20 protein-coding genes and 1 riboswitch are annotated in these 20,820 nt (G+C 73.4%); of the genes, 11 read left to right on the forward strand and 9 right to left on the reverse strand.

The window, feature by feature from the left end; translation table 11 throughout:
• Window position 1: 1 nt before the first annotated feature.
• The 5 genes from ABD901_RS10220 to ABD901_RS10240 form a co-directional block, all read right to left on the reverse strand.
• Complete coding sequence (locus tag ABD901_RS10220; protein WP_345123773.1) at window positions 2-808, reverse strand: WXG100 family type VII secretion target; 807 nt, start codon at window positions 806-808, stop codon at window positions 2-4.
• 105 nt (window positions 809-913) lie between these two features.
• On the reverse strand, window positions 914-1,204 hold the full coding sequence (locus ABD901_RS10225; protein WP_345123775.1) for a hypothetical protein: 291 nt from the start codon (window positions 1,202-1,204) through the stop codon (window positions 914-916).
• A 233-nt stretch (window positions 1,205-1,437) separates the two neighbouring features.
• Window positions 1,438-1,758 (reverse strand): YbaB/EbfC family nucleoid-associated protein, encoded by a 321-nt coding sequence (locus tag ABD901_RS10230; protein ID WP_345123777.1) that lies wholly within the window; start codon window positions 1,756-1,758, stop codon window positions 1,438-1,440.
• A gap of 99 nt (window positions 1,759-1,857) precedes the next feature.
• A complete protein-coding gene (locus ABD901_RS10235) occupies window positions 1,858-2,361 on the reverse strand; it encodes a hypothetical protein (protein ID WP_345123779.1) in 504 nt (167 codons plus the stop codon).
• 316 nt (window positions 2,362-2,677) lie between these two features.
• On the reverse strand, window positions 2,678-3,778 hold the full coding sequence (locus ABD901_RS10240) for a S8 family peptidase (protein ID WP_345123782.1): 1,101 nt from the start codon (window positions 3,776-3,778) through the stop codon (window positions 2,678-2,680).
• A gap of 82 nt (window positions 3,779-3,860) precedes the next feature.
• Between ABD901_RS10240 and ABD901_RS10245 the strand changes: the two genes are divergently transcribed.
• The 3 genes from ABD901_RS10245 (at window position 3,861) to ABD901_RS10255 (ending at window position 8,542) form a co-directional block, all read left to right on the forward strand.
• Window positions 3,861-6,518 carry a CHAT domain-containing protein gene (locus tag ABD901_RS10245; RefSeq protein WP_345123784.1) on the forward strand — a complete coding sequence of 886 codons (2,658 nt, stop codon included), beginning with the start codon at window positions 3,861-3,863 and terminating at the stop codon, window positions 6,516-6,518.
• Between the two features lie 141 nt (window positions 6,519-6,659).
• Window positions 6,660-8,321, forward strand: a complete 1,662-nt coding sequence (locus tag ABD901_RS10250) for a cellulose binding domain-containing protein (protein ID WP_345123786.1) — start codon at window positions 6,660-6,662, stop codon at window positions 8,319-8,321.
• The gene (locus ABD901_RS10255; RefSeq protein WP_345123788.1) at window positions 8,312-8,542 is read left to right on the forward strand and encodes a hypothetical protein; all 231 of its coding nucleotides are present in this window, start codon (window positions 8,312-8,314) and stop codon (window positions 8,540-8,542) included. Before ABD901_RS10250 ends, ABD901_RS10255 begins: the two co-directional genes overlap by 10 nt.
• A gap of 66 nt (window positions 8,543-8,608) precedes the next feature.
• On the opposite strand, the gene ABD901_RS10260 is transcribed toward ABD901_RS10255, so the two are convergent.
• Window positions 8,609-9,445: a PSP1 domain-containing protein gene (locus tag ABD901_RS10260; RefSeq protein ID WP_345124577.1), complete on the reverse strand. Its 837-nt coding sequence runs from the start codon at window positions 9,443-9,445 to the stop codon at window positions 8,609-8,611.
• Between the two features lie 142 nt (window positions 9,446-9,587).
• Complete coding sequence (locus ABD901_RS10265) at window positions 9,588-9,827, reverse strand: hypothetical protein (RefSeq protein ID WP_345123790.1); 240 nt, start codon at window positions 9,825-9,827, stop codon at window positions 9,588-9,590.
• 194 nt (window positions 9,828-10,021) lie between these two features.
• On the opposite strand from ABD901_RS10265, the gene ABD901_RS10270 reads away from it, so the two are divergent.
• From ABD901_RS10270 to ABD901_RS10290, 5 genes are all read left to right on the forward strand, one after another.
• Window positions 10,022-10,414, forward strand: coding sequence for a winged helix-turn-helix domain-containing protein (locus ABD901_RS10270; protein WP_345123792.1), 393 nt, complete (start codon window positions 10,022-10,024; stop codon window positions 10,412-10,414).
• Between the two features lie 115 nt (window positions 10,415-10,529).
• Window positions 10,530-11,012, forward strand: coding sequence for a MarR family winged helix-turn-helix transcriptional regulator (locus ABD901_RS10275; RefSeq protein ID WP_345123794.1), 483 nt, complete (start codon window positions 10,530-10,532; stop codon window positions 11,010-11,012).
• Complete coding sequence (locus ABD901_RS10280) at window positions 11,009-12,565, forward strand: MDR family MFS transporter (protein WP_345123796.1); 1,557 nt, start codon at window positions 11,009-11,011, stop codon at window positions 12,563-12,565. The genes ABD901_RS10275 and ABD901_RS10280 overlap by 4 nt, the downstream gene beginning before the upstream one ends.
• Before the next feature lie 136 nt (window positions 12,566-12,701).
• Window positions 12,702-14,351, forward strand: a complete 1,650-nt coding sequence (locus tag ABD901_RS10285) for a fatty acid--CoA ligase (RefSeq protein ID WP_345123798.1) — start codon at window positions 12,702-12,704, stop codon at window positions 14,349-14,351.
• Window positions 14,348-14,815 carry a hypothetical protein gene (locus tag ABD901_RS10290; protein ID WP_345123800.1) on the forward strand — a complete coding sequence of 156 codons (468 nt, stop codon included), beginning with the start codon at window positions 14,348-14,350 and terminating at the stop codon, window positions 14,813-14,815. The genes ABD901_RS10285 and ABD901_RS10290 overlap by 4 nt, the downstream gene beginning before the upstream one ends.
• A gap of 105 nt (window positions 14,816-14,920) precedes the next feature.
• Here ABD901_RS10290 and ku read toward each other — a convergent pair whose 3' ends face one another.
• Complete coding sequence (gene ku, locus ABD901_RS10295) at window positions 14,921-15,844, reverse strand: non-homologous end joining protein Ku (protein ID WP_345123802.1); 924 nt, start codon at window positions 15,842-15,844, stop codon at window positions 14,921-14,923.
• A gap of 97 nt (window positions 15,845-15,941) precedes the next feature.
• Here ku and ligD (ABD901_RS10300) point away from each other — a divergent pair, with 97 nt between their 5' ends.
• Together ligD (ABD901_RS10300) and ligD (ABD901_RS10305) are read left to right on the forward strand one after the other, a co-directional pair.
• The gene (gene ligD, locus ABD901_RS10300; RefSeq protein ID WP_345123804.1) at window positions 15,942-16,871 is read left to right on the forward strand and encodes a non-homologous end-joining DNA ligase; all 930 of its coding nucleotides are present in this window, start codon (window positions 15,942-15,944) and stop codon (window positions 16,869-16,871) included.
• A complete protein-coding gene (gene ligD / locus ABD901_RS10305; protein ID WP_345123806.1) occupies window positions 16,864-17,751 on the forward strand; it encodes a non-homologous end-joining DNA ligase in 888 nt (295 codons plus the stop codon). Before ligD (ABD901_RS10300) ends, ligD (ABD901_RS10305) begins: the two co-directional genes overlap by 8 nt.
• A gap of 47 nt (window positions 17,752-17,798) precedes the next feature.
• On the opposite strand, the gene ABD901_RS10310 is transcribed toward ligD (ABD901_RS10305), so the two are convergent.
• Window positions 17,799-18,986, reverse strand: coding sequence for an aminotransferase class V-fold PLP-dependent enzyme (locus ABD901_RS10310; RefSeq protein WP_345124578.1), 1,188 nt, complete (start codon window positions 18,984-18,986; stop codon window positions 17,799-17,801).
• A gap of 22 nt (window positions 18,987-19,008) precedes the next feature.
• A riboswitch (SAM riboswitch) is annotated at window positions 19,009-19,126 on the reverse strand.
• 314 nt (window positions 19,127-19,440) lie between these two features.
• Between ABD901_RS10310 and ABD901_RS10315 the strand changes: the two genes are divergently transcribed.
• A complete protein-coding gene (locus ABD901_RS10315; protein WP_345123808.1) occupies window positions 19,441-20,817 on the forward strand; it encodes a PrsW family intramembrane metalloprotease in 1,377 nt (458 codons plus the stop codon).
• Window positions 20,818-20,820 lie beyond the last annotated feature (3 nt).

Raw genomic sequence — 20,820 nt, forward strand, 5'->3', positions numbered from 1 at the left:
CTCAGAGGTTGACGCGCGTGACACCGGAGATCAACGCGGGCCCTTGCGGCACCAGGGGCGGGTGGTACTCGAGCTCGGCCAGCCGCCCCGCCCACCGCCCGCGAAGTTCGCCGGCCGCCTCGATCGCCGCGACGGCCGACCGCAGCACCAGCACGGCAATGCGGTTGGCCGCCGCGCCAACCTCACGATCGGCGGCGGCGGCGACCGCGGCCGGGCCGACGACGGCACTCAGACCGGCCGAACCGACGGCGGCGGTGACTGCGGCCGGCCCGACGGTGGCGCTAAGGCCGGTTACCCCGCCGGCGGCGCTGAGGCCGGTCGGGGCGGTGCGCACCGTGACGGCCTCGGCGGAGGTCGCGACCCGCGCGATGACCTCGGCCAGGTCGTAGCGGAACCCGGCGGCCCACCCGGCAAGGGCGTCGAGGTAGGAGGCAGTGACGGCGAGCCGCCCGGCGATCGTGCCCGGGTCGCCGCCATCCCCGATGTGCTCGGCGAGGGCGTTCCAGACGACCCCGAACGCCTCGGCGCCGCTGCCCTCCCAGGCGCTGCGCCCGACGTCGGCCTCGAGCCGCTCCGGCAGCGCCCCGAACCGCTCGGCGACCCCGTGCAGCTCCGATGCGGCGGAGCGCAGCCCGTCCACGTCGAGGCTCAGCGCATGGTCGAGCACGTCGCCCGGCAGCGCGCCGACCCGTCGCAGCAGCTCCCAGACCGGTCCGTCCTCGGGCACCCCGCCGCGGACCAGGACACCTCCTACCCGCCCGAGCAGGTCCTCACCGACGGCGGCCAGCCGATCGAGCGCGTCAGTCATGCGACCGCCCGCCTCTCACGCCCGCCGCGGGCGGTCGTGGCGTCCTCCGGCCGGTCGAGTGCGTCTGTCATGCGACCGCCCGCCCCTCATGCCGTCCGCGGGCGGTCATGGCGCCCTCCGGGAGTCTTCCTCGGCGGCGCGGTAACCCGACGCGACCTGGCGCAGGGCGTGTGCGGTCTCGGCCAAGCGCGCGCCATGGGCGGCGGCCTCGGCGCCGCGGGCTGTCAGGGCGGTCGCGAGCAGGCGGTGCAGGTCGCGGGCGGAGCTGCCCAGAGCGCCGGGGCCGTCGGCGCCCAGCGCGCGGGAGCCCGGGTCGATGAGGCTCAGTGTGGTGCTCGCGCCGGCCAGTTCGTCGGCGGCGGAGTCCAGCCGGTGGGCAAGGTCCTCGAGCCGCATGGTCACCCCCGTTCGTCCGCGCGGCCGCGGATCGGTTCGACGCACGCTCGGTCGAGCGTGCGGTGGTCCGCTCGGGCGAGCGTGTCGTCGCGCGTTCAGCCGAGCGTGTGCTCGGGCGAGCCTGCCGTGGCCCGCTCGGGCGAGCTGTGCGGTTGGCCCGCTCGGGCGAGCGTGCCGTTGTGCGTTCAGCCGAGCGTGCAACCACGCGCTCGGGCGAGCGTGTCGTTGCGCGTTCAGTCGAGCGCGCGGTAGTCGCCGAAGGTTTCGGCGTGCAGCTTGCTGCGGGCCCAGGCCGCTGCTTCCGCGGCGGCCGTGACCGCCTCCCGGACCGAGCGCGACAGCGTCTCGCTCGTCCGGTCGTGCAGCGGGCCGTCGATGCGGACATCGCGGATCGTGCCGTCGGCGGTGACCAGCACCTCGACCAGGCCATCGGCCGAGCGGACGGTCACCTCGACGGTCTTCACCGCCTTGTCGAACTCGGCGTGCAGGGCCTCGATGCGGCGGTAGCGCTCGACCGCCTCCTCGATCCACGCCTCGTCGATCTCACGACCCATCGATCCCACGCCCCATGCAACCTCCCTGCGTGACCGTACGGCACCCCCCGGTCACCACGGAAGACCGAACCTCCCCCTGTGGATAACCCGCCGCGTGGGTCAGTCGTGGGCGCGGCGGGAGTCGGCCAGTTGGTTGTCGCGGGCCGTCTGGTCGCGGATCGTGGGTGTGACGCAGACGTGGTCGGCGTCGTTCGCGCCGCGCCAGACGTAGCCCGAGACGCAGGTGTCCTTGCCGTACGGGCCGCCGTCAGGGCTGCGGCGCTGGTCGGCGGCGGCGTTGTCCTGGCGGACCTGCTCGCGGGTGGCCGGGGTGACGCAGACGTGGTCGCCGGAGAAGGCCTCGCGCCAGACGTACCCGTCGGCGCACGCGTCGGCCGGGCGGGTCTTGGTCGCCTTCTGGGCGGTGGTCTCCGGGGCGGGCTGCTCCGGTTGCTGTTGCTTCTGCTGCGGCGGATCCTCGCGCGCCGCAGTGGCCGGCGTGTCGGGCCGGCACATCGATTCGGGACACAGTTCGTGGTACGCGCCCGACGTCAGGCATGCGGCGACGATCACGCCGATCGTGCCCACGACCGCGACGGCGAGCCCGGCCTCCCTGGTAGCCAACGATTCCCCCTCGAGCGTCCTGTGTGGATGACGCCCTACGGAGCGGCTGGCGCGAGAGGAAATACAACCGGATCAGGTCTTGGTGATGCGGCCGCCGTCGCGGGTGCCGAGGCCTCATCCGCATCCTGAATCGAGAGGCAGAGAGTAGGACCGCCGCCGATCCGCGGTCGATCGGAGCGCCGCAGCGGCGGCGTCGTGGGGCCCGCGGGAGTGGGCGAGCCGGGAACGAGGCGTAAAGAACAGGGGCGCCGTCGGCCGGGCGGCTCCCCTCGTCCGCAGCGGTGCGGGCGAGGGGAGCTTTGCTGCAGGAGATCTGCTAACGGTGTACGTAGGGGTGTACCGGAGAAGGCTTTGCAAGCAGGTCTTTCAGGGCGTCGGCCGCGGTGTGCTCGCCCGGGACGGTGGCCGCGGCGACCATGCCGGAGACCACTGCGGCGGCGAAGGACGTGCCGCTCCAGCGGGCGTGGCCGGTGAAGGGGACCAGGTCGGTGTCGACCTGTACGTCGCCCTGGAGGTAGTCGCCGATCAGGTCGACGCCCGGGGCCTGGCAGGTCACCCACGGCCGGGCGGGGCTCCACGGCGCCTTGACGCCGTGGCTGTCGTCGGCGCCGACCGCCACGACCGGCGGGATCGCCGCCGGCCAGCACGCGGAGTCGTGGTTGCGCCCGTTGATCAGGCCGTCGGCCGCGCCGTGGTTGCCGGCCGCCGCGATGATCAGCACGCCCTTGGCGGCGATGCGCTCGACCGCCCGGGCGATGACCAGCGGCGGGCCGCCGCCGGCGGTGAAGCAGCCGAACGAGAGGTTGAGCACGTGCAACTCCTGCTCGCCGGTGGCCAGGCGCACCATGGCCTGTGCGGTGTCCCAGGAGGTCGCGCGGCCGATCTCCGGGTCGAGCACGCCCTCGAACTCGATGTGGGCGGCCGGGGCGTAGCGGTGGATGAGGCTCTGCACGAAGAGCGCGTGGCCGGAGCGGTACGGCTGCGAGCCTGTTGTTGCGGCCAGCGTGTCGACCACGCCGACGCGCACGTTGCGCCCGTCGTCGACGCCGCCGACCGGTCCCGGCGCCCGGTGGGGTCCGACCGGCATCGGCAGGGATCCGGCCATCGGCTTGTGGCTCTCGATGCCGATGACGGCGTCGACCATGCGGTTGAGCCCGATCGTCGGCGTCCAGCCGTCGCGCTCGGCGGCGGCGCGCTGGCGCACCAGCGACAGGACGTCGCCGACGTCGAGTACGACGTCGCCGGCGTGCAGCCCGCGCAGGCGGGCCAGGCCGAGCCCGTCGTCGTGGTCGCAGCCGATGGTCGCCGCGGGGCCGATGCCGAGCCCGCGCAGCAGGTCCATGACGGCGTCGAGGTGCAGCTGATCGACCACGAGCTCGTCCGGTTGGTACGAAGAGTTGCCCGCTTCGAGACCCATCTCGATAGTGTCCTTCCCGGAACAGGGTTTGCGACCCGTCCGAACACGAACGTTCCTGCGACAGAGTCCCGGGGGCACGGCGGTGATACAGCGCGAGCGCGAGATTTCGCCGCCGGAGGATCTGGTGCTGGCCGAGGCGGAGGCGGCGCTGGCCGCCGTCGACCGCGATCCGCGCTCGGGCCTGCCGCTGGCCGAGCGGGCCGCGCGCCGTGCCGTGCGGGCCGGGCACGCGGCCGGGGCGTCGACGGCGGAGCGGGCCTGGGGCCACGCGTTGCTGCACATGGGGGACCTGGCCGGCGCGGTGCGCCACCTCGGCCGGGCCGCGGCCTGGGGCGCCCGCGCCGGTTCGCCGCAGCTGGCCGCCGAGGCTCGGCACAAGCTTGCCTTTGCGGTACTGCAACGAGGCCGCCCGCAGGCCGCACTGCGCGAGATCGACGCGGCCCTGCCCGACCTGCAAGGCGCGCCGGCCGCCCGGGCGCGGGCCCAGCGCGCGATCGTGCTGCACGTGATGGGCCGCATCGACGAGTCGCTCGCGGAGTACGACGCCGCGCGGCGGGTGCTGCGCCGGGAGGCGGACCTGCTCGGCGTCCAGCGAATGCTGGTCAACCGCGCGCTCGTGCACGCCGACCGCCACGCGTTCGCCGTGGCCGGGCGCGACCTCGCCGAGGCCGAGGCGCTCGCCCGGGAGCTCGGCCGCCCGCTGACCATCGGCCTCATCGCCAACCACCTCGGCCTGCTGGAGACGCTGCGCGGCGACGTGCCGGCGGCGCTGCGCCACCTCGACCGGGCCGAGCGGATCATCGCCGCGCACGGCGCGCAGCTCGGGACGCTGTACCAGGACCGGGCCGAGCTGCTGCTGTCCGTCGGGCTGATCGCCGAGGCGAAGGCGGCGGCGGAGCGGGCCGTGGCGACGTTCGGCCGGGAGCGGCGCCGCCTCAAGGTGCCCGAGGTGCAGCTGCTGCTCACCCAGGCCGAGCTGCTGGCGGGCGACCCGGCCGCGGCCGGGCGGCACGCGGCGGCCGCGCTGCGCCGCTTCCGCGCGCAGGACCGGCGCGCCTGGGCCGAGCTCGCCCGCCTCAACCTGCTGCGGGCCCGGCTCGCCGCCGGGCGGCGCCCGCGCGTCGCGCCCGCGGTCGTGGACGCCATGGTCGCCACCCTCGACGCCGCGGGCTGGCCCGGCGCCGCGCTCGACGCCGCCGTCGTGGCCGCGCTGCTGGCGCCACCGGGCGGCGAGCGCGAGAGGCATTATCTCGACCGTGCCGCCGGCGCCGCCCGGTCGCGGGGTCCGGCGCTGGTGCGGGCGCGCGGCTGGTACGCCCGGGCGCTCCAGCACCGCGCCGCCGGCGACCTGCGCGGGGTGCTGTCCGCCGCGCGCGCCGGGCTGCGCATCCTCGACGAGCACGGCTCGGCGATGGGCGCCACCGACCTGCGGGTGCACGCCGCCGCGCACCGCGCCGACCTCCTCGCGCTCGGGCTGGACGCGGCGCTGGACACCGGCCGGCCGGAGACGCTGCTGGAGTTCTCCGAGCGCGCCCGGGCGAGCCGGCTGCTCGCGCCGCCGGTGCTGCCGCCCGAGGACCCCGAGCTGACGGCCTTGCTGGCCCGGCTGCGCACCGTGACCCGCGAGCTGTCCGCGGGTGCGTCCACGGCCCTGGTGGGCCGGCAGGCGGCGCTGGAGCGGCGCATCCGGGACCGCAGCCGCCACATCGGCGCCGCGGCCGGGGGCGGGCCGGCGCGCCCGGTCGCGGCCCGCGAGCTGGGGGCGGCGCTCGGGGAGTGGGCGCTGGTGGAGTACGTGCGCCGGGACGGGCGCCTCCATGCCGTCACCGTCGTCGACGGCCGGGTGCGGGTGCACCGCCTCGAGACGCGCTCCCCGGCCGAGCTCGGTGACCTCATCGAGCGGGTCACGTTCGCGGTGCGCCGCCACGCCCGCCGCTCGGCCGCGGCGCAGGCCGCCGCGCGGGCGCTGCTGGCCGACACCGCAGCGCGGCTCGACGCGCTGCTGCTCGGCCCGCTGTCCGAAGTGGACGAGCGGCCCCTGGTCGTCGTGCCCACCGGGCCTCTGCACAGCCTGCCGTGGTCGCTGGTGCCCTCCTGCGCCGGCCGGCCGGTGACCGTGGCGCCGTCGGCGTCGCTCTGGTACCGCTCCCGAGCCCGCCGTCCCGCCGCCCGCTCGGTCGTGGCGGTCGCCGGTCCGCGCCTGCCCGCCGCGGCGCCCGAGGCGGAGGCGGTCGCCGCGGTACACCGAGGCGCCGCCCTCACCGGCGCGGCGGCCACGGTCGGCGCGGTGCTCGCCGCCCTGCCGGACGCCGGCCTGGTACACCTCGCCGCGCACGGCCGCCTGTCCGCGGAGAACCCGCTCTTCTCGGACATCGAGCTCGCCGACGGCCCGCTCATGGTGTACGACGTGGAGCGCCTGCCGCGCGTGCCGCACACCCTGGTCCTGGCGGCCTGCGACAGCGGCCGGCCGGTCGTGCGGACCGGCGACGAGCTCATGGGGCTCGGCGTGGCGTTCCTGGCGCGCGGGGCGGCTCAGCTCGTCGCCTCGGTGCTGCCCGTGCCGGATGCCACGACTCGGCCGCTGATGGTGGCGTTCCACGAAGGGCTTGCCGCCGGGAGGTCGCCGGCGGCGGCGTTGGCGGAGGCGCAGGCGGCGCTGCGGCGGGCCGATCCGGAGGCTGCGGCGGCCGCGGCCGGGTTCGTCTGCATCGGGGCGGGCATCGACCCGCTGTTCGCGTAACGCTTGTTCCCAGCAGCCCAGCGGCCCTGCGCCCGGGCGACGTGCGCTGGGCCGGCCGAGCTGCAGCGCTGGCCGCCGGCCGGTGACCTGTCGCGTACGAGGCCGAGATCCGGGGACCCGGGGTGTGATACTCGACGGGCCATGGGTGATCACCTCCGCCTCCGCCTGTGCGCGGCGCTCGTTGTGGCGGGCGCCGCCGTGGCCGCCGCCGCGACGGTGCTCGCGCCGCTGCCCGCCGCGATCGGGCTGATCCTCGCCGCGGCGTTGGGCGGCGCGCTGCTGTACTGGCCCGGCGCGCTGCTCGCGTTGCCCCTGCTGCTCTTCGCCGACGGGGTCGAGGCCAAGGTCGCCGTGGCGGCCGCCGGCGCGCTGCCGGTCGCCGCGCTCTACGCCTGGCGGCGCTGGTCGGCCCGCGGCGAGCGCGTCCGCGCGGCGGCCGCCGCCGACGAGCGGGCCCGGCTGGCAGGCGAGATGCACGACTCGCTCAGCAAGACCCTCGACGCGATCGCGCTCGGCGCCGCCGCGCTGCCCGACGGCCTCGACGAGCCGGACCGAGCCGGCCGCCTGGCCGCGAAGCTGCCCGACGGCCTCGACGAGCCGGACCGGGCCGGCCGCCCGGCCGCGACGCTGCCCGACAGCCTCGACGAGCCGGACCGAGCCGGCCGCCTGGCCGCGACGCGGCGCGACGGCAGGCGCGAGGCGGCCCGCGACGCCCGCGGCCTGATCGAGGAGCTGCGCACCAGCCCGGCCGACGCGCCGCTGTCCGACCTGGTCGCCGCGATCAGCCAGGAGTGGTCGGCGCGCACCGGCATCGGCGTCATCCTGCACAGCGCCGGCCTCGACGACGCCGGCGACGCCGACCCGGCGCCGCAGGCCGGCATCGAGCTGTGCTGGATCCTGCGCGAGGCGCTGCGCAACGTCGCCGCGCACGCGCGGGCCGAGACGGTGGCGGTGACGCTCGGGCGCGACGGCGACGGGATCACGCTGGAGGTCCGCGACGACGGCGCCGGGTTCGCCGTGCCGGACGGCCTCGCCTACCTGCAGCGCGACGGCCACCACGGGATCGTCGGCATGCACGAGCGGGCGCGCCTGTGCGGCGGGCACCTGAGCGTCTGGTCGCGCCCGGGCGGCGGCACCCGGGTCACCGCGACCGTGCCCGCCGCCGTGGTCGCGGGCACGCGCCGGCCCTCGGGGCGGGTGCGGTTGATCGTTGCGGCGGCGGCTTCCTTGGTACCACTGGCGGCGGTTCTGATCCTCGCGACGCCCGACGGGCGCACCATGCCGTTGGCTGCGCAGGAGACCGGCCTGCCCTTCGACCCGCGGGCGACGCACGGCCCGGCGACCGCGGGGGTCTCTCCCGCGCCTGGGCGCTCCCCGTCGGCGGGCGGGGCGAGCCCGACCGCGTCGCGCGGCGCGTCCGCGCGCCCGCCCGCCGGCAGCAGCGCACCGGCCGCGCCCGCCACGGTCGGCACGACGGTGGCCGAGACGCGCACGTGCCAGGTCGTGTACGTCAAGCGCAGCGAGTGGAACAACGGCTTCGTCGCCGACGTGACGCTCACGAACACCGGCTCGGCGCCGATGCGGGCCTGGTCGATGACCTTCAGCTACACGGCCGGGCAGAAGCTGCTGAGCTACTGGAACGCGGTCGCGAGGCAGGACGGCGCGGTGCTGACGGTCGGCCCGACGGGCGACCAGCCCGTGCTCGACGCCGGCAAGTCGCTGACCTTCGGCCTGCAGGGCACCTGGGCGGGGCGCAACCCCAACCCGACCGCGTTCGCCGTCAACGGCTCCCCGTGCGGCTGAGCCAGTGCACGATCTGGCTGACCCGGTTGCGCACCGTCTTCTCGGCGAGGTCGAGCCGGTCGGCGATCGCGGCGTTGGGCGCCCCGGCCGCGCTCAGCGTGGCCGAGCCCGCCGGGGAGCTGGCCGCCGCCCGCCGCCTGGTGCAGCAGCTCCGCCGGCGCGAACTGGCCGTGCACGAGGAACCCGTGCGCGCCGGTTCGGACCGCAGCGGCATCCGATGAACCGGTCCGTATTCAGTACCGCAAGGAGATCAAGCCCGCGCTGCGGGTGGTCGACGCGGCGCCGGCCTAGCCGTGGCGCTCCTCGTAGGCCTGGCGCGATCCGCAGACCGAGGCCCGGCTGCACGAGCAGCGGGAGCCGTCGGCGTCCATGCGGACGATGACCGAGTCGCGAGGCACGCTGTGGCCGACCACGCGGCCCTCGCCGTCCGGGGTGCTCACCCGCGCCCCAACCGCGGGGGCCGTCGCCTGAAATGCCTGATATAGAGGATGTTCGTACTTCAAGCAGCACATGAGCCGGCCGCAGGCGCCGGAGATGCGCAGCGGGTTCAACGGCAGGTCCTGGTCCTTGGCCATGCGGATGGTGACCGGCTCGAAGTCGTTGAGGAACGTGGCGCAGCACAGGTCGCGACCGCACGAGCCGATGCCGCCCTGCACCCGCGCGGAGTCGCGCGCCGAGAGCTGGCGCAGCTCGACCCGGCAGTGCAGCGTGGCGCCCAGGTCCCGCACCAGGGACCGGAAGTCCACCCGATGGGGTGCGGTGAAGTAGATCGTCGTCCGCGCGCCGGCGCCGCCCGCGGAGTCCAGGACGTGGTCCACGGCGACGACCTTCATCGGCAGCTCGTGGTCGCGGATGAGCCGCTTCGCCGCGACCTTGGCCTCGGCCTTCCGCTTGCGCAGCAGCTCGTCGCGGCGCAGGTCGTCGTCGCCGGCCAGGCCGACCAGGCGCGGAAAGCCTTCGGTCTCCTCGGTGACCCACTGGGCGGCCCATACGCACTCGGCCACCTCGGGCCCGTCGTCGGTCGGCACCAGCACCCGGTCGCCGACCTGCGGCTTCAGGTCACCGGGGTCGAAGTAGAACAGCCGCCCGTAGCGATTGAAACTCACCGCGCACAGCATGCCCATGGCGATCACAGTAACGCGGGTCACGGCGGGCGCCTATGGGTGACCGCAGATGACGGAGCTGCCGGGCGGACCTGCGGAGCATGAAAAAGCCGCCCTGGGACAGCCAGTGGCGACGTGTGGGGTGCGGGGCGGGCGAGCCGGGCTAGCTCGGGCCGGGGCGCCGGCGAACTATGGCGGCGTACTCGAGGGCCGTCGAGGCCAGGCGCTGTGCGCCGACGATGGCCTGCTCCCAGCTGCCGTTCATGCCCGACGTGAACTCGATCTGCACGTCGCCGTCGTCGACGAGCAGGATCGGCTCGCCCTCGTCCTCCGTGATGACCGCGTTCAGGAAGCGGAGGTCGATCCCGGCGATCGGGGTCAGGGGCTCTTCCTCGACTGCCATGGGTTCGTCCTTTCGGGTTGGGGGGTGTGGCGCCCGCGCGGCTCGCAGCAGTGGAACGGGCGCCACACCCCGTCTCGGGGGATGAGCGCGGGGGCGGACCGCCCAGCCCGGCCCCGCGCTCGTCCACAAGGATACTATGATGGGCCCTAAGGCTACAGAAACCGCGGCCGATTGACATTCGTATGGTCGCCAGCATGATCTCCCGGAGTTCGGGCCTGTCTCTCTATCGACAGGTCGCGGACGCGATACGGCAACAGATCATCAGTGGTGAGCTCCCACCAGGGAGTTTGCTGCCCTCGGAGAAGTATTTGGCCGAGGAGCATGACGTCGGTCGCGACACCATCCGAGACGCCATGGCGCACCTGCGCAGCGAGGGACTTGTAGAGAGCAAGCGCGGATATCGCAGCCGCGTTCGCTCCCTTCAGCCCCGCGAGCGCATCTGGTTGCACCCCGGCGAGGTCGTCACCGCCCGCATGCCCACGCCGTCGGAGAAGAAAGAGCACAGCATGCAAGAAGGCGTGCCTGTGCTCGTCCTCGGTGACAAGGCGTATCCGGCTGATCGCTATGAGTTCGGCCGCGAGGAATAGATCTGCAGGTCGCGAACCGCAGTAACGCTCATCACGCCTTAATAAGTTGATGTAGGCCGCCCGGGATACCGATGCTTGTGACAAGCAAGTATCGACCGACGGGGGAGCCACGAGCGTGGACGAGGACAGCGAGCACGCCGCCATCGGGCGGCAGGTCGGCCGGTTCATCCGGCTGTCCGAGCGGCTCTTCGCGACGCTCAAATGGAACGAGGCCGGTCGCGGCCTCGAGCGCCCCGCCTACGTACTGCTGAGTCGGATCGCGGTCGACGGACCGTTCCGGCTGTCGGCACTCGCCACCGACGTGAGCCTCGACCTCTCCACGGTCAGCCGGCAGGTCGCCGCGCTGGAGAACGCCGGGCTGGTGCGCCGCTTGCCGGACCCGTCCGACAAGCGGGCGAGCCTGGTCGAGGTCACCGAACTGGGGCGCGAGGTCTTCGCCGAGAACCGGGACCGGTGGCTGGCCATCTGGGAGGAGCTCCTCGCCGGGTGGACACCGCGGCAGCGGCAGCTCTTCGCGGAGCTCTTCACCCGGCTCAACGAGTCGATCGCCGAACGACTCCCGCAGACTGGCACAACCTTCGAAAGGGACGCTCGATGACCACCGCGCCGCCGGAGCAACAGGCCCGGCCGACTCTCGCCCATCGGCAGATCATGCTGCTGATGGGCGGCCTGATGACCGGGATGCTGCTCGCCGCGCTCGACCAGACGATCGTGGGCACCGCGCTGCCGACGATCGTCGGTGACCTCGGTGGGCTCGACCACTACTCCTGGGTCGTCACGGCCTACCTGCTCGCCTCGACGGCGTCGACGCCGCTGTACGGCAAGATCAGCGACCTCTACGGCCGCCGGCCGGTCCTGCTGTTCGCGATCGCGACGTTCCTCGCCGGCTCGCTGCTGGCCGGCCTCTCGCAGAACATGACCGAGCTGATCGCCACCCGCGCGCTGCAGGGCATCGGCGCCGGCGGTCTCATGACGCTCGCGTTCACGATCGTGTCGGACGTCGTCGCGCCGCGGGAGCGGGCGCGGTACCAGGGCCTGTTCGGCGCCGTGTTCGGTATCTCCTCGGTCGCCGGGCCGCTGGTCGGCGGCTACTTCGCCGAGAACGACTGGCGCTGGATCTTCTACATCAACGTGCCGCTGGCCATCTTCGCCCTGTATGTCTGCGGCCGCGTGCTGCGCCTCGTGCCGCACACCCGCCGCGAGCACCGCGTCGACTACCTCGGCGCCACCCTGATGGTCGCCGGCTGCAGCGCCCTGCTGCTCGCGCTGTCGTGGGGCGGCAACGAGTACGCCTGGGACTCCGCCACCATCATCGGCCTCTTCGCCGGCTTCGCGGTGCTGGCCGCGCTCTTCGTGATCGTCGAGAACCGCGCCGACGAGCCGATCCTGCCGCTGCGGCTGTTCAAGCGGGCCACGTTCTCGCTGGCCAACGTCTCGACGTTCATCCTGGGCTTCGCGATGTTCGGCTCGATCATCTACGTGCCGCTGTACCTGCAGATCGTGAAGGGCGCCACGCCCACCCGCTCCGGCCTGCTGATGCTGCCGATGATGGCCGGCGTCATCGTGACGTCGATCGTGGCCGGCCGGGTCATCTCGAAGCTGGGTCGCTACAAGTGGTTCCCGGTCGCGGGCACCGTGATCATGGGCACCGGCCTGCTGCTGTTCACCAGCCTCCAGGTCAACACCCCGCTGTGGCAGGCGTTCATCTACATGACCGTCATCGGCGTGGGCCTGGGCCTGGCGATGCAGCCGCTGATCCTGGCCGTGCAGAACTCGCTCGAGCTGCGCGACATGGGCGCCGGTACGTCGGCGGCGACCTTCTTCCGCTCGCTGGGCGGCTCGGTCGGCGTCGCCGCGCTCGGCGCGGTCATGAACAACCAGCTGGCCAAGCAGATGCACGGCGCGGCCGGCGGCGTGTCGATCAACGCTCCGGCGCAGGTCCGGGCGCTGCCCCCGGCGCAGCTGCAGATGGTCGAGCACATCTTCGTCAACGCGCTGCACCCGGTGTTCATGTCGGCGGCGGTCGTCGCGCTGGTCGGCACGCTCATCACGGTGGCGCTGCCGAACAAGGCCCTGCAGGGCGCCGCGCCCGCACCGGCCGACGGCGAGGAGGCGGCCGCCGAGATGGAGGCCAAGGTCGGAGCCTTCTAAGCGGGCGGATACATAAAAATCACGATAAGTCCGAAAAGTCCGGCACCGGAGGTGCCGGACTTTTCGTATCAAGGGCGGTTACCGACGAGTAAGCGCGGGGTTCCAATGTGGCGCAGGGCACATTAGCGTGCAACTCATGCGCAGCACGATGATGAAGACACCCCTCCTGATCTCCCGCATTCTGCAGCACGGCAGCACCGTCCACGGCGACTCCGAGGTCGCGACCTGGACCGGCGAGGGCTCCCGCCGCACCAGCTATGCCGAGGTCGGCCGCCAGGCCGCCCGCCTTGCGCACGGCCTGCGCGAGCTCGGTGTGACCGGCGACGAGCGGGTCGGCACGCTGATGTGGAACAACGCCGAGCACCTGGTGGCGTACCTCGCCGTGCCGAGCATGGGCGCCGTCCTGCACACGCTCAACCTGCGCCTGTTCCCCGAGCAGCTGATCTACATCGCCAACCACGCGGAGGACCGGGTCGTTATCGTCGACTCGACGCTGATCCCGCTGCTGGCCGGCGTGCTGCCGCACCTGACCACGATCCGGCACATCGTCGTCGTGGGCGACCAACAAGATTGGCAGACTGTCACCGCGAAGCTGCAGAAGGACGGCGTCGCGGTGCACCGCTGGGACGAGCTGCTGCAGGGCCGGCCGGACACCTTCGACTGGCCGGCCGTGGACGAGGACGACGCGGCGGCGCTGTGCTACACCAGCGGTACCACCGGAAACCCCAAGGGCGTCGCCTACTCCCACCGCTCGATCTACCTCCACTCGATGGAGGTGTGCATGGCGGAGAGCTTCGGCCTCGGCCCGCAGGTGCGCGACCTGTGCATCGTGCCCATGTTCCACGCCATGGCCTGGGGCCTGCCCTACGCCGCCCTCATGAGCGGCGCCTCGCTGGTCATGCCGGACCGGTTCCTGCAGGCCGCGCCGCTGGCCCAGATGATCGCGGCCGAGCGGCCGACCTTCGCCGGCGCGGTGCCCACGATCTTCACGGATCTGCTGGCGTACCTCGACGCCAACCCCACCGACACGTCCTCGCTCAAGGAGGTCGTCATCGGCGGCTCGGCCTGCCCGCCGGCGCTGATGCACGCCTACGCCGACCGCTACGGCATCCAGGTCATCCACGCGTGGGGCATGACCGAGATGTCCCCGCTCGGCTCGATCGCCCGCGCTCCGCACGGCCTGGAGGGGCCGGAGATGTGGGCGTACCGGTACACCCAGGGCCGCGTCCCCGCCGGCGTCGAGGGGCGCATCGTCGGCCCGGGCGGCGAGGTCATGCCGAGCGACGGCAAGTCCGTCGGCGAGCTGCAGGTGCGCGGGCCCTGGATCACCGCGCAGTACATCGGCGAGGACGGCCCCGACCCGGACAAGTTCGAGGACGGCTGGCTGCGCACCGGCGACGTCGGCACGCTCACGCCCAACGGGTACCTCACCCTCACCGACCGCGCCAAGGACGTCATCAAGTCCGGCGGCGAGTGGATCAGCTCGGTCGACCTGGAGAACGCGCTGATGGCCCACCCGGCGGTGCTCGAGGCCTGCGTGGTCGGCGTGCCCGACGACAAGTGGGGCGAGCGGCCGCTGGCCACCGTCGTGCTGCGCGAGGGCGCGAGCGCCGACGCCGCCGTCCTGCGCGAGTTCCTGTCGGAGAAGGTGGCCCGCTGGCAGTTGCCCGAGCGCTGGTCGTTCATCGAGGCGGTGCCGAAGACGAGCGTCGGCAAGTTCGACAAGAAGCGGGTCCGGGCCGACTATGCGGGCGGGACCCTGGAGGTGGTACAGATCAACGGGTGACCCGCCCGGCAAAGATCGCGCTGTTCGTCACGGCCGCCGTCATCGCGTGCGTGGTGGCGGCCTGCGGCGTGGCCTCGGTATTCAAGGACTGGGTGCCGGGGCTCGCCGGCTGCGCCGACCCGACCAAGCCGACGAAGACCGCGGTGTTCACCGAGCCGGCCCGGATCCGCCAGATGTACCCCGAGCTGGAGCCGATCCAGTCCGTCCACTGGCAGGAGCACGAGGCCCGGCCCCGCGCGTGCCCGGAGATCGGCCCGATGGACTACGAGATGAACGGCCTCGTGGTCGTCACCGACGCCAAGGCCGCCGAGCTGTCCACGACCGCGTCACCGGCGCCGTCCCCCGACATCCCCGAGGACCTTCGCCCCTTCGCCCCGCCGTCACCGCAGTGGCAGCAGATCGGGCCCGGGCTGCTGCTCGACCGGGCGTCCAGGACGGTCTATTTCACGCACGCCACTTCGTAGTGGAAGCTCACCGTGGTGACTGGACCTCGCGACCATGGTGTGAGCCGGCGGCTGCCCTACTGGGAAGATCCGCCGGAGTTCCGGATGCCTGCCCTCTAGGCCCCTCTAGGCCGACTTCTTCGCCGCGGTCTTCTTGGCCGCCGTGGTCTTCTTCGCGGGGGTGGCCTTCTTGGCCGCGGCCTTCTTGATCGGGGTCGGCTTCTTCTCCCCCTCGTCCTCCTCGTCCGACGACGCCGCGGCGGGCTCCTCGCCGCGGGCGGCGCGGGCGCGCTCGACCGAGGCGCGCAGGGCGGCCATCAGGTCCACCGCGGCGGCCGGGGCCTCCTCGGCCTCCTCGGGCTGGACGACCTCGCGGCCGGCGACCTTCGCGTCGATGACCTCCTGCAGGGCCTCGCGGTAGTTGTCGGTGTAGGTGGACGGGTCGAAGTCGGCGGCCATGGACTCGATCAGGGAGCCGGCCATCGCGAGCTCGGCCGGGCGCGCGGTGACGTCCTCGTCGAGGATGTCGAACTTCGCGGCGCGGATCTCGTCGGGCCACAGCATCGTGTTGAGGACCAGCACGTTGTCGCGCACGCGCAGGGTCGCCAGCTGCTCGCGCTGGCGCAGGGCCACCTTCACGATCGCGACCCGCTCGGTGTTGGTCAGCGCGTCGCGCAGCAGGGCGTAGGGCTTGGCGGCCGTCTGCTCCGGCTCAAGGTAGTAGGCCTTGTTGTACAGGATCGGGTCCACCTGCTCGGTGGGCACGAACTCCAGCACCTCGATCGCGCGGCTGGTGGTCAGCGGCAGGTCGGAGAAGTCGTCGTCGGTCAGGATCACCATCTCGCCGCCGCCCAGGTCGTAGCCCTTGGCGATGTCGTCGTAGGCGACCTCCTCGCCGTCGACCGAGCAGACCCGCTTGTACTTGATCCGTCCGCCGTCTTCGCGGTGCACCTGGTGGAACCGGATGTCCTTCTCCTCGGTCGCCGAGTACAGCCGCACGGCGATCGAGACAAGCCCGAAGGAGACCGCGCCCTTCCAGATCGCGCGCATGGGAAGAACCCTTTCCGCAGGATGTCGACCTTCGTAACCAGAATCGCATCGTTTCGAGCCGGGCGCGAGGAACTCGCAGGCGAACTATGGTGTGGACATGGCCGGCCCGCCCTCTCCGATGCTCGCCTCGCCCGGCGTGCTGCCCACCGGGCCCGGCTGGGCCTATGAGTTCAAGTGGGACGGCATCCGCGCGATCGCGGTGGTCCTCGAGGGCCGGACCAGGCTTTTCGCGCGCAGCGGGGCCGAGGTGACGGCCGCATACCCGGAGCTGGCCAACGTCGGGCGGGGTCTGTCGGACTCGGTGCTCGACGGCGAGGTCGTGGCCATGGACGAGGCCGGTCAGCCGTCGTTCCAGGTGCTCGCGGAGCGCATGCACGTGCGCGAGCCCAACCGGGCCGCCCGGCTCGCGGCCACCGTCCCGGTCACCTACCTGGTCTTCGATGCGCTGCGGGCGGAGGGCGAGGAGCTGGTCTCCTTGCCGTACCGAATCCGCCGGGAACGCCTCGAGCGCCTCGCGCTGGGGCCCCGCGCGGTCGTGCCGCCGTCCTTCGACGACGGCGCGGCGACCGTGGCCGCGAGCCGGGAGAACCGCCTCGAGGGCGTGGTGGCGAAGCGGGCCGACTCGCTGTACCACCAGGGAGTTCGCACGGCCGACTGGATCAAGGTGAAGCTGGACGAGAGCCGGGAGTTCGTGGTCGGCGGCTGGCGGCCGGGCAAGCGCGCGCTGGGCGCCCTGCTGGTCGGCGTGCCGACCCCCGACGGCCTCGCCTACCGGGGCCGGGTCGGCGGCGGGATCTCCGGCGCGGCCGAACGGTCGCTGCTGTCCGCGCTCGAGCCGCTGTCGACGAGCAACAACCCGTTCGGCGCATCGGTACCGCGGGAGGACGCCCGCGGCGCCGTCTGGGTCGACCCGAGCCTCGTCGTCGAGGTCAAGTTCGGCCACCGCACGCGCGACGGCCGGCTGCGCTTCCCGCGGTTCCTGCGGATCCGCCCGGACCTCGCGCCGGAGGAGGTGCACGATGCCTGACCGGCTGCGGGTCGAGGTCGCCGGCCGCCAGCTCGAGATCTCCAACCTCGACAAGGTGCTGTATCCGCGGGCCGGCTTCACCAAGGGCGAGGTCCTCGACTACTACACGCGCATCGCGCCGACCCTGCTGCCGTACCTCGAAGGCCGCCCCCTCACCCGCACCCGCTACCCCAACGGCGTCGACGGCGCCAGCTTCTTCGAGAAGAACGCGCCCGCCGGCACGCCCGACTGGGTGCGCACCGTGCGCCTGCCCGTCCCCGGCTCGTCGAAGAACCGCGAGAAGATCGACTTCATCGTGGTCGAGGAGCTGGCCACGGTCGTGTGGCTGGCCAACCTCGCCGCGCTGGAGCTGCACACCCCGCAGTGGCGCGTCGACGACGAGGGCCGGGCGCTCGACCCCGACCAGCTCGTCGTCGATCTCGACCCGGGCCCGCCGGCCGGGCTGCCCGAGTGCTACCAGGTCGCGCTGCTCATGCGCGAGCGGCTGGCCGAGGACGGGCTGTCCGCCGTGGCCAAGACCTCGGGCCGCAAGGGCATGCAGCTCATCGTGGCGCTGCCCGGCGACGAGCCCGCCGACGAGGTCAGCGGCTACGCGAAGGCCCTCGCCGAGGAGCTGGCCGCGGCGCACCCGCGCCTGGTCGTGGCCAAGATGGCCAAGCAGCTGCGCCCCAGCAAGGTGTTCATCGACTGGAGCCAGAACAACGCGTTCAAGACCACCGTCGCGCCCTACTCACTGCGTGCGGGCGAGACGCCGACCGTGAGTGCGCCGCTGACCTGGCAGGAGGTCGAGGCCGGCGAGCTCACCGCCGCCGACCTGACCCCGTCCGCCGTCCTCGACCGGGTCGCCGCGATGGGCGACCTACTGCAGGGCGGCGAGTAGCCGATCGATGTGGGCTATTTTCTCTACCGTCGCTTACACCAGGCGATCTATCGCAATGCGGCCAGGAGCCGGTCGATGTGCTCCAGGGTCGTACCGATGCCGATGCTGGCGCGGATCGCCTGAGCAGGTGCCGCGGCGGCGCCCTTGCGCGCGGCGGCCTCGGCCAGCAGGCGGCGGGTGAGCGGGTGCGCGCAGAACAGCCCGGTGCGCACGCCGATGCCGTGGTCGCGGCCCAGCTCGTCGGCGAACGCGCCCGGGTCGCGGTCCAGCAGCGCGAAGGACACGATGCCGACCCGCTCGGCATCGGCCGGGAACAGCCGCAGCTCCTCGGCGTGCGGCAGGGCGGCCAGGCCGGCCCGCAGCCGCCGGACGAGGGCCTGTTCGCGGTCGCCGTGCTCCCGCTCGCGCAGCGCGCGCAGGGCGGTGGCCAGCGCGACCGCGCCCAGCAGGTTGGGCGTGCCGGCCTCGTGGCGGGCCGGGCCGCTCGCCCAGCGCACCGCGCCGTCGTCGGCCACGTGCGCGCTCGCGCCGCCGCCGGCCAGGTAGGGCTCCGCGGCCTCCAGCCAGTCCGACCGGCCGGCGAGCACACCCGCCCCGAACGGCGCGTACAGCTTGTGCCCCGAGAACGCCACGTAGTCGGCGCCGAGCCCGGCCAGCGCGCCCGGTGCGTGCGGTGCGAGCTGCGCGGCGTCGACCGCGATCCGGGCGCCGTGGCGGTGCGCGACCTCGGCCAGCCGCCCGACCGGGAAGACCTCGCCGGTGACGTTGCTCGCCGCCGTGACGCTGACGAGCACGCTTCGGCCTCGGGTGGACCGCAGGTGCTCCTCCAGGGCCGCGACCGCCTCGTCCGGGGTGCGCGGCGCGGCAAGCCGGGCCGTGTCGCGCCAGGGCAGCAGGTTGGCGTGGTGCTCGGCGTCGAACGTGACGACCGTGGTGTCCGCGGGCAGGGCGCGCGCCAGCAGGTTGAACGCGTCGGTCGTGTTGCGCGTGAAGATCACGGTCTCGCCCGGGCCGTGACCGAGGGCGTCCGCGACGCTCTCCCGGGCCAGCTCGTACTCCCGGGTGCAGCGCTGCGACAGCGCGCCCGCGCCGCGATGGACCGAGCCGTAGTAGGGCAGCAGGTCGGCGACCGCGTCCGCGACGACCCGCAGGCACGGCGCGGTGGCGGCGATGTCGAGGTTGGCGAAGTCGACGGACCGGCCGTCGCGCAGCTTGACCTCGCCGGGGGACAGCACATCGGACACAGGGAGCACCCTTCGCTCGCGCTTGCCCGGGCACACCGCGTGCCGGGCCGGGTCATCACCCGGGGCACCCCGCCGCGAACGCGAGGGTTGCCGGCCAGCAAGCCGGGGCTTGTGCGCTGGCACTCATGACCTGAGCCGACGGTACCGCGGATAAGGTTGCGTCATGAGCGAACTCCCGCCGAATGGGACGCCCAACTCGCCCTGGGCCTCGCCGAGCGGCGCGCCCGACGGGCCGCAGCCCGAGGGGCCGCAGCCCGCGCCGGACCGTCCGTGGGGGCGACCGGACCAGCCCCCGGCGGCGCAGGAACAGCCTCCTCCCGCGGCTCCTCCTCCTCCCGCGGCTCCTCCTCCGGCGGCGGCTCCTCCTCCGGCGGCGGCCCCTCATCCGGCTGCCGCGCCGCCCTCGGCCTGGCCGTCGGCCCTGCCCGGCCTCGGGGTGCCCAACGTGACCTCGGCGGTGGAGCCGAGTACGGGGCAGCAGGAGTACCCGACGGCCGCGCTCGCGCTCGCCGCCGCGCCGCCGGCCAAGCGCTCCGACCGGCGCCGGCTGTGGACGCTCATCGGCGTCATGAGCTTCATCGCCCTGTGCGGCGTGGCCGTGCTCGCCTTCTTCGGCTTCAGCGGCGGCTGGACGGCGCTGCTCGTCGGCGTCGGCTCGGCCGTCATCCCGGTGCCGGTGCTCGTCACCTGCTTCCTGTGGCTGGACCGCTACGAGCCGGAGCCGGTGAAGTACCTGGTCTTCGTCTTCGGCTGGGGTGCCTGCGTGGCCACCGGCGTCGCGCTGGTCGTCAACACCGCCGGCAGCTACTTCGCCGAGCAGGCCGGCATCAAGGACAGCCTCGTCGCGGTGCTCCTCGCCCCGCTGATCGAGGAGAGCATGAAGGCGCTCGGCCCGGCGCTGCTGTTCTGGCGCCGCCCGCGCGCGTTCTCCGGCATCATCGACGGCATCGTCTACTGTGGACTGTCGGCGACCGGCTTCGCGATGGTGGAGAACATCCTGTACCTCGGCTTCAAGGGGTACGGCGAGACGGCCGACAAGACCGGGCCGGTCTCGGGCGCGGCCGCGCTCGTCGCCATCTTCATCGTGCGGATCCTGATGACCGGCTTCGCCCACCCGCTGTTCACGTCGATGACCGGCATCGGGCTGGGCGTCGCGTCGCGCTCGTCCACCAAGGCGGTGCGCTTCCTCGCGCCGCTCGCCGGCCTGCTGGTCGCGATGATGCTGCACGGCTCGTGGAACTTCATGTCGGTCACCGCGTCGACGAGCGCCTGGGTGCTGCTCTACGGCTACTTCACGGTGATGATGCCGATCTTCCTGTGCATGGTCGGGTTCGCCCTGTGGCTGCGCGCCAACGAGGGCCGGCTCACCGAGCGGGTGCTGGGCGAGTACGCGCGGGCCGGCTGGTTCTCCCCGCCGGAGGTCGCCGCGCTCGGCACCCTCGGCCGCAGGATCTCCGCGCGCCGCTGGGCCAAGCGCGTGGCCGGCGACGCGGGCGCCAAGGCGATGCGGGCCTTCCAGTTCGACGCCACCCGGCTCGCTCTGCTGCGCGACGGGCTGCACCGCGGCCTGGACAAGGAGCCCAAGCGGCGGATGGAGGCGCTGGCCGAGGAGCGGCAGCTGCTCATCGCGCTGGACGCCTACCGTCAGGTGTTCGTCGGGCGGGACCCGCAGTCGCCGCGGGCGGTGTGGGACGGGGCGCGCTATCACATCACGTTCCCCGACGGCGTGGTGCGCGTGCTCGACGCGCCGCCCACTCCGGTCGTCCCGGTCCCGGTGACCCTGGCGGCGCCCCCACCCATGTTCCCGGCCTACTACCGGTAGCGG

The sequence above is a fragment of the Dactylosporangium darangshiense genome (assembly GCF_039537565.1).
Taxonomy (GTDB): Bacteria; Actinomycetota; Actinomycetes; order Mycobacteriales; family Micromonosporaceae; genus Dactylosporangium; species Dactylosporangium darangshiense.

Coding starts and splice junctions, on each gene's coding strand:
- ABD901_RS10220 (WP_345123773.1), bottom strand. CDS start 808: ATGACTGACGCGCTCGATCGGCTGGCCGCCGTCGGTGAGGACCTGCTC.
- ABD901_RS10240 (WP_345123782.1), bottom strand. CDS start 3,778: ATGGGTCTCGAAGCGGGCAACTCTTCGTACCAACCGGACGAGCTCGTG.
- ABD901_RS10280 (WP_345123796.1), top strand. CDS start 11,009: ATGACCACCGCGCCGCCGGAGCAACAGGCCCGGCCGACTCTCGCCCAT.
- ABD901_RS10285 (WP_345123798.1), top strand. CDS start 12,702: ATGCGCAGCACGATGATGAAGACACCCCTCCTGATCTCCCGCATTCTG.
- ABD901_RS10270 (WP_345123792.1), top strand. CDS start 10,022: ATGATCTCCCGGAGTTCGGGCCTGTCTCTCTATCGACAGGTCGCGGAC.
- ABD901_RS10250 (WP_345123786.1), top strand. CDS start 6,660: ATGGGTGATCACCTCCGCCTCCGCCTGTGCGCGGCGCTCGTTGTGGCG.
- ABD901_RS10225 (WP_345123775.1), bottom strand. CDS start 1,204: ATGCGGCTCGAGGACCTTGCCCACCGGCTGGACTCCGCCGCCGACGAA.
- ABD901_RS10260 (WP_345124577.1), bottom strand. CDS start 9,445: ATGGGCATGCTGTGCGCGGTGAGTTTCAATCGCTACGGGCGGCTGTTC.
- ligD (WP_345123804.1), top strand. CDS start 15,942: ATGGCCGGCCCGCCCTCTCCGATGCTCGCCTCGCCCGGCGTGCTGCCC.
- ABD901_RS10230 (WP_345123777.1), bottom strand. CDS start 1,758: ATGGGTCGTGAGATCGACGAGGCGTGGATCGAGGAGGCGGTCGAGCGC.
- ABD901_RS10265 (WP_345123790.1), bottom strand. CDS start 9,827: ATGGCAGTCGAGGAAGAGCCCCTGACCCCGATCGCCGGGATCGACCTC.
- ligD (WP_345123806.1), top strand. CDS start 16,864: ATGCCTGACCGGCTGCGGGTCGAGGTCGCCGGCCGCCAGCTCGAGATC.
- ku (WP_345123802.1), bottom strand. CDS start 15,844: ATGCGCGCGATCTGGAAGGGCGCGGTCTCCTTCGGGCTTGTCTCGATC.